Annotated in this window: 12 protein-coding genes and 1 riboswitch; of the genes, 3 read left to right on the top strand and 9 right to left on the bottom strand. The window is 74.1% G+C overall.

Annotated elements, in window-relative coordinates:
• Positions 1 to 36: 36 nt before the first annotated feature.
• The 3 genes from GXP74_RS10060 to GXP74_RS10050 all read right to left on the bottom strand — a co-directional run bounded on the left by GXP74_RS10060 (position 37) and on the right by GXP74_RS10050 (position 2637).
• Positions 37 to 1263, bottom strand: a complete 1227-nt coding sequence (locus GXP74_RS10060) for an ArsA family ATPase (protein WP_182451148.1) — start codon at positions 1261 to 1263, stop codon at positions 37 to 39.
• The gene (locus tag GXP74_RS10055; protein ID WP_182451147.1) at positions 1263 to 1802 is read right to left on the bottom strand and encodes an SRPBCC family protein; all 540 of its coding nucleotides are present in this window, start codon (positions 1800 to 1802) and stop codon (positions 1263 to 1265) included. The genes GXP74_RS10060 and GXP74_RS10055 overlap by 1 nt, the downstream gene beginning before the upstream one ends.
• A gap of 67 nt (positions 1803 to 1869) precedes the next feature.
• The gene (locus GXP74_RS10050; protein WP_182451146.1) at positions 1870 to 2637 is read right to left on the bottom strand and encodes a metallophosphoesterase; all 768 of its coding nucleotides are present in this window, start codon (positions 2635 to 2637) and stop codon (positions 1870 to 1872) included.
• Positions 2638 to 2907: 270 nt separating this feature from the next.
• On the opposite strand from GXP74_RS10050, the gene GXP74_RS10045 reads away from it, so the two are divergent.
• The gene (locus tag GXP74_RS10045) at positions 2908 to 4701 is read left to right on the top strand and encodes a long-chain fatty acid--CoA ligase (RefSeq protein ID WP_182451145.1); all 1794 of its coding nucleotides are present in this window, start codon (positions 2908 to 2910) and stop codon (positions 4699 to 4701) included.
• A 31-nt stretch (positions 4702 to 4732) separates the two neighbouring features.
• Here the strand turns inward: GXP74_RS10045 and GXP74_RS10040 are convergent, their stop codons facing one another.
• Positions 4733 to 5863 (bottom strand): glycosyltransferase family 4 protein, encoded by a 1131-nt coding sequence (locus GXP74_RS10040; RefSeq protein ID WP_182451144.1) that lies wholly within the window; start codon positions 5861 to 5863, stop codon positions 4733 to 4735.
• 223 nt (positions 5864 to 6086) lie between these two features.
• Here GXP74_RS10040 and GXP74_RS10035 point away from each other — a divergent pair, with 223 nt between their 5' ends.
• Both GXP74_RS10035 and GXP74_RS10030 read left to right on the top strand, forming a co-directional pair.
• Complete coding sequence (locus GXP74_RS10035; protein ID WP_182451143.1) at positions 6087 to 6626, top strand: glycosyltransferase 87 family protein; 540 nt, start codon at positions 6087 to 6089, stop codon at positions 6624 to 6626.
• Positions 6515 to 7240, top strand: a complete 726-nt coding sequence (locus tag GXP74_RS10030) for a hypothetical protein (protein WP_182451142.1) — start codon at positions 6515 to 6517, stop codon at positions 7238 to 7240. The genes GXP74_RS10035 and GXP74_RS10030 overlap by 112 nt, the downstream gene beginning before the upstream one ends.
• Here the strand turns inward: GXP74_RS10030 and GXP74_RS10025 are convergent.
• The 5 genes from GXP74_RS10025 to GXP74_RS10005 form a co-directional block, all read right to left on the bottom strand.
• Complete coding sequence (locus tag GXP74_RS10025) at positions 7197 to 8450, bottom strand: hypothetical protein (protein ID WP_225447835.1); 1254 nt, start codon at positions 8448 to 8450, stop codon at positions 7197 to 7199. The two genes, GXP74_RS10030 and GXP74_RS10025, sit on opposite strands and share 44 nt — an antisense overlap.
• A complete protein-coding gene (locus tag GXP74_RS10020) occupies positions 8450 to 9469 on the bottom strand; it encodes a C40 family peptidase (RefSeq protein ID WP_225447834.1) in 1020 nt (339 codons plus the stop codon). Before GXP74_RS10020 ends, GXP74_RS10025 begins: the two co-directional genes overlap by 1 nt.
• Before the next feature lie 364 nt (positions 9470 to 9833).
• Complete coding sequence (locus tag GXP74_RS10015; protein ID WP_182451140.1) at positions 9834 to 10958, bottom strand: NlpC/P60 family protein; 1125 nt, start codon at positions 10956 to 10958, stop codon at positions 9834 to 9836.
• 10 nt (positions 10959 to 10968) lie between these two features.
• Positions 10969 to 11120: riboswitch (cyclic di-AMP (ydaO/yuaA leader) on the bottom strand.
• Positions 11121 to 11409: 289 nt separating this feature from the next.
• On the bottom strand, positions 11410 to 12489 hold the full coding sequence (locus GXP74_RS10010; RefSeq protein ID WP_225447833.1) for an NlpC/P60 family protein: 1080 nt from the start codon (positions 12487 to 12489) through the stop codon (positions 11410 to 11412).
• 241 nt (positions 12490 to 12730) lie between these two features.
• A complete protein-coding gene (locus GXP74_RS10005) occupies positions 12731 to 14137 on the bottom strand; it encodes an NYN domain-containing protein (protein WP_182451138.1) in 1407 nt (468 codons plus the stop codon).
• Positions 14138 to 14281: the final 144 nt, after the last annotated feature.

Raw genomic sequence — 14281 nt, 5'->3', positions numbered from 1 at the left:
CCGGCGGTACTCGAACCATCCGGCTCCGGCTCCGGCTCAGCGAGGCCACAGCTGCGGGTCGGGCGCGAAACGCACCGCGAGCACACCGTCACGGAGCGCGGCACCGGCCACCGTGCAGCGGCGCAGCGCCGAGGGCAGCGGCACGGTCCGCCGGTAGGGGCCGACGCCGAGCGCCAACTCGTCGCCCCGGCGCACCAGGTCGAGGTCGGCCCGGTCGGCGCCGGGCAGCGGGATCCGCCACACCAGGACGCCCTCGGGGGTGCCCAGCAGGTCCCGCACCGGCCAGTCGGCGGCGGCGGCGACGGCGGGTTCCGGCGGCAGGAACGGCGCCAGCTCGGCCGGGCCCTCCGGTTCCCGGCCCAGGTGCGGCAGTTCGGTGACCGGGAGGTCCCATTCCAGCCGCAGCGCGGTGAGTTGCCGCTGCTGCTGCTTGTGCAGCGTGGCCAGGAACGGGTCGGCGCCGTCCGGCAGCAGCCGGTTGACGATCAGCGACTCCACCCGGCGGCCGTGCAGCGCGAGCCCGGCGCGGGCGGTCCGCAGCGCGGCGGCGGCCCGTGGTCCGGCGGCGGCGTCGACGACCAGCCGGACGCCGGTGCCGGGCGCGTCGGTGACCGCGCGGATCGCGGCGAGTTCGGTCGCCGCCCAGGCCCGCGCCTCGAACAGCCAGTCGGCGGGCATCGGCACCCCGGCGAAGGCGGCCAGCACCGGGCGCAGCGCCCGGGCGGCCTGCCGCTGCTCGGGGAGCAGCCGGGCCAGGTAGCGGTCGAGTTGCTCGGGCAGCGCGAGCGCGGCGAGCAGGGCCGGGACGGGGGGCGCGTCGACGACCACGGTGTCCCAGCCGGGGTCGGTGCCGTGGGTGCGCAGGGCGTCCAGCAGGGCCAGGTGCTCGGCGCCGGGGAGAGCGGTGATCTCGTCGCGGTCCAGTGCTTCCACACCGAGCAGGTCGAACAGCGTCCGGGCCCGGGTCAGCAGGCGTTCGGCCGCGTCGCGGAAGGCGGTCTGCGGGTCGAGCCGGGCGGCGAAGAGGTCGGCGTTCGGGTCGGCGTGCGGGTCGGTGTGCGGGTCGGCGGGCAGTCGTGCGGGCTCGTCGCCGAGCCTGGCGCCGAGCAGCCGGTCGAGGGTGCGGTGCGGGTCGTCGGCGGCCAGCAGCAGCGTCCGCTGCCCGCTCCCGGCCGCCCGGCGCGCGATGGCGGCGGCGACCGTGCTGCGCCCGCTGCCGCCGTCCCCGCTGATCAGGACGACCCTGGGCCCGGCGGCGGCCATCAGCTCTCGGCGCCGGTGCCGGCCGGGTCGACCGCCTCAGCGGCGTCGGCGGCGGCGGAGGTCGCGGAGGTCGCGGAGGTCGCGGCGGCGGCAGATGCGGCGGGCACGGACTCAACGCGCTTCTTCAGCCCGGCCAGCGCCCGGTCGATGATGACCTTCTCCGCCTTGCGCTTGATCATGCCCAGCATCGGGATCTTGACGTCCACGGCCAGCTGGTAGGTGACCTCGGTGCCGCCGCTGCGGGCGGCGGCCAGCGAGTAGGAGCCGTCCAGCGACCGCAGCATCTGGCTCTTCACCAGCGTCCAGCTGACCTGCCGTTCGCCGTCCCAGGTGTAGGCGAGCACGTGCTCGTCCTTGATCGCCCCGGCGTCGAGCAGCAGTCGGACCTGCTGGGCGCGGCCGTCCGCGCCGGTCCCCAGCACCTCGACCTCCTTGACCTCCCCGGTCCACTCCGGGTAGGCGGCGAAGTCCGCGATGACCGCCATGATCCGGGCCGGTGTGGCGTCGATCGTGGTGCTCGACCTGGTGTGCTCCGCCATCGGATGGCCTCCGCGTCTCGTCATGGCTTTCTCGTCATGGCTCGCTTGACCCTGGAAGGTTATCGCGTCACCACTCCAGCACCCATGGCCGTCCGGTCGAGCGGAAGTGTCCTACGTTGACGCACTCGCTGCGGCCGATCCGCATCCGCCGGGCGAGCGGCTGGTGCACGTGTCCGAACAGCACCAGGCCCGGCCGGTTGCGGTGGATGGAGTCGAGCACCGCCTCGCTGCCGCGCTCGAACCGGCGGGCCACGGTGTCGTAGGTGAGGTCGGGCACGGCGGGCGGGATGTGGCAGCAGAGCACGTCCACCGCGCCCACGGCGGCGATCTTGGCGGCGTAGGCCTCCTCGTCCACCTCGTAGGGGGTGCGCATGGGCGAGGGCAGCCCGCCGCCGACGAAGCCGAAGCTGCGTCCGCCGATCTCCACCACCTGGCCGTCCAGCACGGTCACCCCCTCGCGGGCGAACTCCGGCCACAGCCGGGGCAGGTCCACGTTGCCGTAGGTGGCGTAGGTGGGGGTGGGGAAGGCCGCGAACATCTCGGCGTACTGGCGGCGCACGGCGCCCTCGATCGCCTCCTCCCGGCTGACCGGGAGGCCGTCCCAGAGCGCGCCGCCGAACTCCCGCGCCTCGCGGAACCGGCGGGCGGTGCGCAGCGCCACGATCCGGTCGGCGTTCGCCTCCCCGAACAGGTCGGGGAAGATCCCGCGGGAGTGGTCCGCGTAGTCCAGGAAGAGCACCAGGTCGCCCAGGCACAGCAGGGCGTCGGCCCCGTCCCCGGCCCGCGCCAGCGCCTCGGTGTTGCCGTGTACGTCGCTGACCACATGCACCCTCATGGGGACCACCCTAGAACCCGGGCCGACCACGCCGTCAGCCCGCCCACGCGCTGCCGTAGGGTTCCGGCGTCAGGGTTCCGACGTGGCACCCCGACCCGGTGCGGGACGCGAAAGGTATCCGGTCTTTGTCGTCGGAACTCGGCGGAAACCGGAATCCGACCGCTCACGTGGATGTGACACTGGGAACACATTCGCCTGGGCCTCTTTCCGCGGATCCCTACCCGGCAGTAACGTCCTGGCGTCCGCAGCGTCGCAGATCGAGGAGCAGCCGTGCGCGAGTTCAGCCTTCCGGCCCTGTACGAGGTGCCGAGCGGAGCCGACCTCACCGATCTGATCCACCGCAACGCCGAGCGGCACCCCGACCTGCCGCTGGTCAGCGGCAAGATCGACGGTAGCTGGAAGGACTTCACCGCCGCCGAGTTCCTGGCCTCGGTCCGGTCCGCCGCCAAGGGCCTGATCGCGGCCGGGGTCGGCCCCGGCGACCGGGTCGCGCTGATGTCCCGCACCCGCTACGAGTGGACGCTGCTGGACTTCGCCATCTGGTGCGCGGGCGCGATCACCGTCCCGGTGTACGAGACCTCCTCCGCCGAGCAGGTGGAGTGGATCCTGGGCAACTCCGGCGCGGTGGTCTGCGTGACCGAGCTGCCCCGGCACGAGGCGCTGGTCGCCTCGGTCCGCGACCGGCTGCCCGCGCTGCGCGAGGTGTGGCAGATCGACGGCGGGGCGCTGGCCGAGCTCGACCGGCTGGGCGCGCAGGTGGAGGACGCCGAGATCGAGCGCCGCCGGGCCGCCCTGGGCCCGGACACCATCGCCACCATCGTCTACACCTCGGGCACCACCGGCCGCCCCAAGGGCTGTCAGCTGACCCACTCCAACTTCATGTCCGAGCTGGGCAACATCACCGCCCGGATGCGCCCGCTGTTCCGCAGCGGGGACGCCTCGGTGCTGCTGTTCCTGCCGCAGGCGCACGTGCTGGGCCGGATCGCGGAGATCGCGGCGGTGATGGCGCCGGTCCGGATCGGGCACCTGCCCGACATCAAGGACGTGGTCGCGGAGCTGGCGAACTTCCAGCCGACGCTGATCCTGGGCGTGCCCCGGGTCTTCGAGAAGGTCTACAACTCGGCCCGGGCCAAGGCCCAGGCGGAGGGCAAGGGCAAGATCTTCGACCGGGCCGCCGAGGTGGCCATCGGCTACAGCCGGGCCCAGGACACCGGGCGGATCCCGCTCGGCCTGAAGCTCCAGCACAAGCTGTTCGACGTGCTGGTCTACAGCAAGCTGCGGGCGGCGCTGGGCGGCCGGGCCACCCACGCCATCTCCGGCGGCGCGCCGCTGGGCGAGCGGCTCGGGCACTTCTTCCGCGGTGTCGGCTTCACCGTGCTGGAGGGCTACGGCCTGACCGAGACCTGCGCGGCCACCGCCTTCAACCCGTACGACGCGCCGCGCATCGGCAGCGTCGGCCAGCCGCTGCCGTCCTCGGCGGTCCGCATCGCCGAGGACGGCGAGGTGCTGCTGAAGGGCCCGCAGGTGTTCACCGGCTACTGGGACAACCCGGCGGCCACCGCCGAGGCGCTGCTGGACGGCTGGTTCGCCACCGGCGACGTCGGCTCCCTGGACGACTCGGGCTACCTGACCATCACCGGCCGGAAGAAGGAGATCATCGTCACCGCGGGCGGCAAGAACGTCGCCCCGGCCGTGATCGAGGACCGGATCCGGGCGTACCCGCTGATCGGCGAGTGCATGGTGGTCGGCGACCGCAGGCCGTTCATCGCCTGCCTGGTCACCATCGACCCGGAGTTCTTCCCGACCTGGAAGAAGCTCAACGGCAAGCCCGCCGGGGCGACCGTGGCCGACCTGATGGCCGACCCGGAGCTGCTCGCGGCCGTCCAGTCGGCGATCGACGACGGCAACGCGGCGGTGTCGCACGCGGAGGCGGTGAAGAAGTTCCGGATCCTGGACACCGTGCTGTCCGAGGACTCCGGACACCTCACCCCCTCGCTGAAGCTCAAGCGGTCACTGGTGCTGAAGGACTACGACGCCGACGTCGAGGCGCTGTACGCGCGCTGACGTCCGGCCGCCGGGGTCTGTCCGGCAGGCCCTAGAGCAGCTCGGCCAGTCGCTGGGCCAGCAGGTCCCAGCGCCAGTTCCGCTCCACCCAGTCCCGGCCGCGCGCGCCCAGGCGGGCGCGCAGCGCCGGGTCCAGCAGCAGTTCCACCAGCCGGTCGGTCAGGGCCCGCAGGTCCCGTCCGGGGACCACGTAGCCGGTCTCCCCCTCCAGTACCGCGTCCGGCGCGCCGCCGGAGTCCCCGGCGACCACCGGCAGGCCGGTCGCCGACGCCTCCAGGTAGACGATGCCCAGGCCCTCCACGTCCAGGCCGCCGCGCCGGGTACGGCAGGGCATGGCGTAGACGTCGCCCGCGCCGTAGTGCGCGGGCAGCTCGGACCAGGGCACCGCGCCGGTGAAGCGGACCGAGCCGGCCACCCCGGTCTCCGCCGCCAGCCGCTCCAGGTCGGCCCGGTAGGGGCCGTCGCCGACGATCAGCAGCACCGCGTCCGGGACCGCCGCGAGCACCCCGGGCAGCGCCCGGATCAGCGTGTCCTGCCCCTTGCGCGGCACCAGCCGGGACACGCAGACCACCACCGGACGGTCGGCCAGGCCCAGCCCGGCCCGCAGCTCGGCGCCGCCGGAGTCCGGGTGGAAGGTCTTCTCGTCCACCCCCGGCGGGACCTGCCGCATCCGGGCGGCGGCCCGCGGGCCGACCGCCGCGGCGATCCGGGAGCGGGTGTACTCGCCCAGGTAGGTGAGGGTGTCGGTGCCCGCGCCGATCCGGCGCAGCAGCTGCCGGGAGCCCGGGAGCTGCGCCCAGGCGGCCTCGTGACCGTGCGTCATCCCCAGCAGCCGCCCGGCCCCGGCCCGGCGCAGCGCCGGGGCCATCAGCCCCAGCGGGGCCGCCGCGCCGAACCACACCGAGCCGCAGCCCTCGGCGCGCAGGATCTCCGCGGCGCGCCGGGTCACCCGGGGGGTGGGCAGCAGCATCGTGCCGCGGTCGCGGATCACCTGGAACGGCTGCTCCGCGTCGAAGCGGGCCGCCTCCGCGCCGTCCCGCCAGGTGGACGCGTACACCGTGATCAGCCCGCCGGGCATCCGCACCGCCATGTTGTGCACGAAGGTCTGGATGCCGCCGGGGCGGGGCGGGAAGTCGTTGGTGACGATGAGCGTCTTGTCCATGTGCTGGCGGCTTGCCCTTCGAGGTCCACGGTGCGGCGGTTCGTGGTCCGTACGATAGGGCAGCACGGCCGCGGTGCGGCGAAGCCCGTCTCCCTGACATCCGGCGAGGACCCTCATCGGCACCGAGATCAGTTCCGAGTTCCGCCCCCCGTCCGGGGGCGCGCGGCGGCTGTGGGCGCCGTCGCTGGTCTGGGCCGGGACCCGGTGCCTGCTGCTGCTGACGGTGCTGGACCTGGTGCCGCTGGGCGGGCTCGCGCTGACCACCGACGTCAAGGTGATCTACCAGGGCTGGTCCCAGGTGCTGGCCACCGGGACCTTCCCGCTGGACGACATGACCTGGCAGTACCCGCCGCTGGCGGCGCTGGTGATGCTGCTGCCCGGCTGGCTGCCCTGGTCGTACTTCACCGGCTTCCTGGTCATGGTGGCGGCCTGCGACGCGCTGGCGACGGCGCTGCTGCTGCGGGCCTGGCGGCGCGGCGGCAGCCGGGCCGGGGTGTGGCTGTGGGTCCTGGCGGTGCCGCTGCTGGGGCCGACCGTGTTCTGCCGGTTCGACCTGGTGGTGACCGTGGTGGCGGTGGCCGGGCTGCTGGCGGCGGCGCGGCGTCCGGTGCTGGGCGGGGTGCTGGCGGGGGTCGGCGCGATGCTGAAGGTGTGGCCGGCGCTGACCGTGCTGGGCGCCCCCGGGGCCGCCGGACCAGGGACGCGGTACTGGCGGTGGCCGGGTCGGCGCTGGCCCTGGGCTTCGTCTTCGCGGTCACCATGAACGGCGCGTTCTCCTTCCTCGGCTTCCAGGAGAGCCGTGGGGTCGAGGTGGAGTCGGTCGGCGCGCTGCCGTTCGAGGCGGCCCGGCTGCTCGGCTGGCACGGGCACGCGGCGATGAACTACGGCTCGGTGGAGCTGCTCGGCGGCGGGGTGGCGCTGGTCGGCGGGCTGATGGTGGGGCTGTCCGCGGGCGCGTTCGGCTGGCTGCTGCTGTGGCGGGCCCGGGCCCGCCGGTGGACCGAGGCCACCCCGCTGGACGCGGCGCTGACCGCGCTGCTGCTGTTCGTGGTGACCAGCCGGGTGATCAGCCCGCAGTACCTGGTGTGGCTGGTCGGCCTGGCGGCGGTCTGCCTGACGTCGGGGCGGACCACCCAGCGGCCGGTGGCCTGGCTGCTGCTGGCCGCCTGTCCGTTCACCTTCCTGGAGTTCCCGCTGCTGTTCGCGGACGTGATGGCGTTCCGGCCGCTGGGCAGCGTCGCGCTGGTGGTCCGCAACCTGCTGCTACTGGCGGCGGCGCTGCTGTCCTGCCGCAGGCTGTGGCGGGAGACCGCCGGACCGGTGCGGACGCCGGTCAGCGCAGCGCCGCGAGCAGATCGGCTCGCCACTGCGCGGTGAAGGCGGTCAGCCCGGTGCCGGTGGTGCGGCGCAGCGCGGTGTCCACCGCGGCCCGCTGCCCGCCCGCGCCGCCGGTCGCGGCGACGGCCCGGTAGAACGCGACCAGCGCGGCCTGGCCGTGCCGGAGCACGATGCTGCGGCAGCCGAACCAGGCCTGCTCGTAGGTCTGTGCCAGGTCCGGCGCGGAGCCGTCGAAGGCGCTGTCGGCGGGCAGCCGGTCGGGGATCCGCCCGGCGGCGACGTCCGCCGCCAGCTCCGGGCAGATCTGCGCGGGGGTGCGTCCGCTGTTCAGGTAGCCGGTCCAGTTGGCGGCGCCCTCGGCGAGCCAGCGCGGGGTCCAGCTGTCGGTGACGGCCCGGGTGGCCACGTGCGTGGTCTCGTGGGTGGTCACCACCTGCCGTCCGAAGCCGCTGAGCTCGGCCCAGACCGGCGGGTTGACGGTGATCCGCTCGGTCCGCCGGGCCTCGGCCGCGCCCAGTTCGCCGGAGGTGACGGCGGCGATCGAGCCGAACCCCGCCGGGTCCGTTCCCAGCAGCGCGGCGAACTGGTCGGTGGTCGAGGGCACCAGCAGTACCGTCCGCTGCCCCCAGCCGTCGCCCCAGACCGCGCTGACCGCCGGGACGGCGCGGTCCGCCAGCTGCCCGAAGGGCTCCAGCGCGGCCCGCGTGCCCAGGCCCAGGACCAGCGAGTAGCGGCCGGTCACGGCGGTGACCGGGCCCAGGTCCCACAGTTCGGTGTCGCCGCCGGGACGGTCGGTGTCGGACGCCAGGTACCAGTCGCCGCCGCTGTCGGCGAAGGTCAGGTACTCGGTCGCGGTGACCGGTTCGCTGTCGAACCCGGCCAGCCGGTAGGCCAGTTGGACGCTGGTGGCGAGTCGCCGCGCGCCGCCTCCGGTCAGCTCCGCCGGGAGCGGGTAGGCGTTGGTCGACAGCAGCCGGTACTCCCAGGAGGCCAGCGGCAGCCGCGCCAGGTTGCCCAGCCAGGCGGCCTGGCGGGCGCTCAGCCCGGTCTCGCCCGGCAGCACGGTGGCTCGCAGCGCGGCCCGGTCCCGGTGCAGCACCGCCGCCGCCCGCCGGTCCAGCACCGCCTGCACGGCGGCGGTGTCGGCGGCGGTGTCGGCCCCGTGGCCGGAGCCGCCGACGGCGCACCCGGCGGCGCCGAGCAGCAGGCCCGCGCCCGCCGCCAGCAGGCGCCGCCTGGCTATCGGCATCAGACCCGGACCACTTCGACGACCGGCATGTCGGTGGCGCGTTCGTAGCGCACCCGCGCGCCCGGGTAGGGGGCGTGGATGACCATCCCGTTGCCTGCGTACATGCCGACGTGGTGCATATCGCCGTAGTAGATCACAAGATCCCCGGGCCGGGCCTCGCTCAGCGGGATCCGCTGCCCGGCGAACGCCTGCCCCTGCGAGGTGCGCGGCAGCACCACCCCGGCGTGCCGCCAGGACCAGTACATCAGCCCGGAGCAGTCGAAGGCGGAGGGTCCGGCGGCGCCGTAGACGTAGGGGCGGCCGAGCATGCTCCGGGCGGCGTCGAGCGCGGCGGCGGCGCGGCTGTCGGCGGGCCCCTGGTCGGGCGGCAGCACGGCGGCGGCGGCCTGCGCCGCCAGCGAGGCGGCGCTGTCCGCGGCCTGCGCCAGCTGGTCGCGCTGCGTGCCGGAGAGGCCGGCCAGCAGCGCCTGGGCGCGGCCGATCCGGTGCTGGACCTCGGCCTTGCTGCCCGCGACCACCTGCCGGACCGCGTCCAGCCGGGCGAGTTGGGCGACCGTCCGGGCCTTGTCCCGGGCCAGCTGCCGCTGGTCGGCCTCGATCGAGCCGAGCACGGTGGCGAGCGCGCCGTCGGCCTCGGCCATGGTGGTCGCCTGCTCCAGGTAGCGCTGCGGGTCGGCGCTGAAGACCAGCTGCACCAGCGGGTCCATCCCGCCGCCCTGCCGGTACTGGGCCTCCGCCAGCGCGCCCATGCCCTGGTCCAGGTTGTTCACGCGCTGCTGCTCGGCGGCGATGCGCTGCTGGAGCAGCGAGATGTCCCGTTGCAGCGAGTGCTGCTGCTCGACCGCTCCGTCGTAGCGCTGCCCGGCGGCCTCGGCCTGCCCGTACAGGGCGTCGACCCGCTGCTGGACCTCGCCGGGGGTGGCCGGGGTGGCCGGGTCGGCGAGCGCGCTGCCGCCGCCGGACAGGACGGCGGCGGTGACCGTCACCAGCGAGGCGGCGGTTCGGGTGAGCACGGTCACGGCCGAACCCTGGCCCAGCGGTCGGGCACGTCGGTGGGACGCCACGTGGGCGGACTCCATTCGTCCGATGCCGGATCCGGTGGGCGTGACGCCGGCTGCGTCCGCGCGGACCTGGCGGCCTCCGGTGCCGCCCGGGGAGGGCGGTCGACGGCGCGGAGGACCGGAGCCAGACGTTAGCGATTCCGGAGCGGCGAGTCCAAACCACCACAAGCACGAAAATATTCACCCATTCCGCACAGGAGGGCGAACAGACGCCGGGTCAGCCGCCCCCAGCTCGGGTCGAGGCGCCGGGGCCGACCCGGAAACGACGACGGGCCCGACCCCCGCGGGGGTCGGGCCCGTACCGCCGTTCGGGTGGCGTCGGCTAGAGGTGGCGCATCGCGTAGATGGTGCCGACGGTGTCGATCGACTCGAAGCGCACCTCCGCGCCGCTGTGCGGGGCGTGCAGGATCATGCCGTTGCCCGCCCACATGCCGACGTGCGTGTTGCCGTTGAAGAAGACCAGGTCACCGACCTGGAGGTCGGACACGCTGCTGACCGGGGTACCCACGTTGATCTGGTCGTAGGTGGTCCGGCCGATGTTCATGCCCGCCTGCGCGTAGGCCCACATCATCAGGCCGGAGCAGTCGAAGGTGCTGGGACCGGTGTCGCCCCAGACGTAGGCGTCGCCGATCCTGCTCTCCGCCGCGGCGAAGGCCGCCGCCTCGATCGAGTCCCCGGAGGTGGCGTGGCCCGGGTTCGTCGCGCCGCTGGAACCGGAGCCGGAGCCGCCGTTGGAGCTGGAACCGGAGCCGGAGCTGGAGCCGGAACCGGCCTGGGGGGCGGTGTTGTCGCCGGTGTGGCCGCTGGTGCTGGGGCCGTTCAGCGCCGCCTGGACCGCGGCCCGCTGGGCGGCGGTGAACGAGTTCAGCCGGGCCTGCGCGGCGGCCAGCTTCTGCTGGGCGGCGGCCTTGGCGGCGGCCAACTCCTTGCTGGTCGCGTCCAGCGCCTTCAACTTGGACTCGGCCAGGCCCTTCTCGTTGGACAGCGTGGTCTGCTCGCTCTGCAGCGCCCCGAGCGACTGCGCCTGGTTGTTGTCGACCTGGGCGGTGGCGGACGCCTGGTCCAGGAAGTTCGAGGGGTTGGACGAGAGCATCAGCGCCACCGCCGGGTCGATCGAGCCGTCGCGGTACTGCGCGGCGGCGGTGGCCCCGAGGGCCGCCTCCCGCGCGTTCACCGCGGCCTGCTGCCGGGCGATCTCGTTCTGCAGCGTGGTGATCTGCTGCTGCTCCTGCTGCTGCTGTTCCTGCTGCTGGTCGTAGCGCTGCACGGCGGCGTCGGCGGCCGTGTTCAGCGTCCGCACCTGTGCGGTCAGCGAGGCGGTGGTGGGCTGCGGGGCGGCCTGCGCGGCCTGCGCGTTGGCGGTGACGGCCACGGCGGTGGCGGCGGCGGCGGTCAGCACGGTGGCCCGGGCTCGGCTGGGTGATTTGGGACGGCGATGGGACGCCACGAAGGCGAGCTCCTTCTTCCTACGGCCGCCTACCGGGTGAGCTGACGGGTTCGGGCTGGAAGATCGCCCTACGGCGCCTCACCGGTCCGGGACCGGCCTGACGTCGATTCACCCCGAGGAACAAGTGGTTCCCCGGCTCCGAGTTGTCGGCTTCCCCTGTGGGCGGCCAGCGCCCTGCCACGCCTCGGACTCGGCGGAAACCGCCGCTGCCACCCAGGCTGGGTGATCGACTTCGCGGTGGTTCGGTGATCGACCCTAGTGACCTAACCGTGATCCATTCAAATCATTGTCGGCAAAACATTCCTGACGGTTGGACTGCCTGTCGCCCGGGCGACGCCTTGGAGTCACCGGATCACCCTGTGCCGACGACATCGCAGTCAAATCGGTCGGATCGCCCGGAATGCCGGACCGGCTGTGGCAACAGTCACACAGCCGGACCACAGCGCTCCGGTCAGACCCGGCGGACGGCGACGACCCCGCCGAAGTCCGAGATCGGCATGATGGAGACGGTGTAGCCGTACTCCGGGGCGTTCAGCAGCATGCCGTGGCCCGCGTAGAGGCCGACGTGGTTGCCGCCCTCCAGCACCACGATGTCGCCGACCTGGATGTCCGACTCGGGAACGTAGCTGCCCACGCTCTCGTCCGCCTGCGAGGAGTGCGGCAGGCTGATCCCGGCGTGCGCGTAGGCCCACATCACCAGGCCCGAGCAGTCGAACCCGGCGGGCGAGGCGCCGCCCCACGCGTACGGCGCGATGCCGACCTGGCCGAGCGCCGCCTCCATCGCGGTCCGTGCCTCCGGCGAGATGCCGCCGAGCTCCGCCTGCACCTGGGCCACGCTCATCGAGCTGGCGTTGGTGTCCCCGACCGAGCCGTACCCGCCGCCGGTGGCGCTGTTGGCGCCGCCGCCCGCGGCGGTGTTCACCTGGGTCTGCTGGACCGGGGTCAGCGACTCCATGATCGACTGGGCCTGCTTGAGCTTCGCCAGCGCGCTCGCCTTGGTCTGCTGCATCTGCTTCAACAGCGTCTGCTCGGACGCGAGTTCGCTGGTGGCCTCGGCCTTCTGCCGGTCCAGCAGCTGCTGCTGGGACTGGATGTCGGCGAAGACCGCCTCCTGGGTGGCGTCCAGCTCGCCCTGGAGCGACGCCTGGTTCAGGTAGGACGTGGGGTCCGCCGAGAGCATCATCTGCACGGACGGGTCCACCGAGCCGCTGCGGTACTGGGCCGCCGCCTCGGCCCCCAGGGTGGCCTCCTCCTGGTTGACCGTGCCCTGCTCGCGCGCGATCTCGTTCTGCAGCAGCGACACCTGCGCCTGGAGCGTCTGCTCCTGGGTCTGCGCGGTGTCGTACTGCTGACCCGCCGTGTCGGCCGCCTGCCGGTCCGCCGCCACCTCCTTGGTGGCCTGGCTGAGGGTCATCCCGGGCGCCGCCTGCGCACCCGCCTGCGCGGAGAGTGCGACGGCCGTGGCAGCCGCCGCGGTCAGCACCGACACGCGGGCGCGGTTGGGTTGCTTGGGGCGGCGGTGTGAGGCCACGAGAGTCTCAGTTCCCTTCCGGCGACCGCCACGCGACCCGTGCCGTCGACCCCCGAGGACGGCGCCCGGTACTGGGCGGGAACCCCCGCATCGCCCGTCGGGCGATCGTCAGGACAGAGGTTCGAGAGGAGAGACTAGTGAGACCGATATCGGTCTGTCGCCCCCGGGGTGAAAACCGTCAGCTAATGCGGTGAAATGTCCGTGTTAGTAATCGGGTGAACCGGGGGATGCGGTAACGGCGTCAGGTGCGGACCAGCCGCCGCAGCAGCATCGCCGAGGGCACCGGACGGGCGCCCGCCTTGCGCACCCCGTCGGCCACCTCCCGGTCGGTGGAGACCACCACCACCGGACGCCCCTCCGGCTCCGCCCGCACCAGACGGCGGATCAGTTCGTCGGCGGTCTCGCCGGAGCGGCTGAACAGCACCCGCACCCCGCGCGGCGGCGCCATCGGCACCGGGGCGTCCAGGTCCTTGCCGTCGAAGACGCAGGTCACCTCGGCCCCGCTGTGCCTGGCCAGCAGCGAGAGGCCGGTGAGCAGCCGCGCCCGCTGCTTCTCCAGCGGCAGCGTCGGATAGCCGCTCTTGGTCACGTTGTAGCCGTCCACCACCAGGTGCGCCATCGGCAGTTGCAGCAGTTGGTCCAGCAGCGCCGGATCGTCCGCGTCCAGCGCCCGGCGGGCCACGTCGTGCGGCGAGGCCGTGGTCGGGCTGACCGCCTCCACCGAGTCCGCCGGACGGCTGGAGACCGGCGCCAGGCCCAGCTCCCGCTGCAACCCCTGCGCGCCCTGCAGGACCACGTCCAGCAGCAGCCGCAGCCGCATGTCCTCGGTACCGCGGCCCTCGCGGGTGGCCCGCTTGGCCGTCTCCAGGGCCGACTCGGCCTCGGCCAGCCGGTGCTTGAGCCGACGCAACTCGCTGTCGGCGGTGCCGCGTTCGGTCACCCCGGCGGCCTTCAGCGCCTCCAGCTCGACGGTCACCTTGCGGGTGGCCGCCTCCGCCCGCCGGGTGTCCGCCTCCAGGCTGCGCAGCTTGCGGCGCAGCGCGTCGGCCTCCTTGCGGACGGCCTCCAGCTCCATCCGGCCGCGCTCGCCGTCGGACCGGGTGGTCTCCCGCAGCGCCGCGAGCTCCACCTGGAGCTTCTCCACCAGCCGCGCGGACTCGGCGGCGGCCCCCTCCGACTCGGCCCGCTCCGCCTCCTCCCCGGCCTCGCCGACCAGCTTGCTCCAGCCGGACGGGCGCAGCAGGTACGCCACGGCGGCGACGTCCAGCGGGTCCACCGCGGCCGGGAGCACCCCGGACTCCAGCACGCTGACCAGGTCCGGCTGCCCCTGCCGGACCCGGTCCGCTATCCGCAGCCGGAACTGCGGGTCCGCCTCCAGCGCGGCGGCGATGGCGGTGGCCCCGCGCCGGGCCCGCTGGACCGGGGTGAACTTGGCGTACGGGCGCAGCCGCGCCGGCAGCTCGGCGGCCGGAACGGTCGCCAGCGCGTCAGCGGCGATCCCCACCACCCGCCGCCGCACCCCCTCCGGCAACGGCCGGTCCAACTGCTCCGCGGCGGCGTCCGCATCGGCCTCCGCGTCGGCGTCGGCGTCGGCCTCCGCTTCCGCGTCGGCTTCAGCGTCGGGGCCGGGCCGGGCGTCGGCGGGCATGGCAGGGTGCGGGACCGCGTCGCCGGGCCCGCCAGGGCCCACCGCGGTATCCGCCCCGTCTCTCTCCACCACGTCCAGTACTCCGATCCGGTCCCCGGGCAGCGTCCGCCCGGTAACCATTCTCGCCCGTCCAGCCCCCCACTC

The sequence above is a fragment of the Streptacidiphilus sp. P02-A3a genome, assembly GCF_014084105.1.
In the GTDB taxonomy this organism is placed as follows: domain Bacteria; phylum Actinomycetota; class Actinomycetes; order Streptomycetales; family Streptomycetaceae; genus Streptacidiphilus.
The sequence above is the reverse complement of the archived record's forward strand: the minus strand, read 5'-3'. Positions and strand labels throughout refer to the sequence as shown.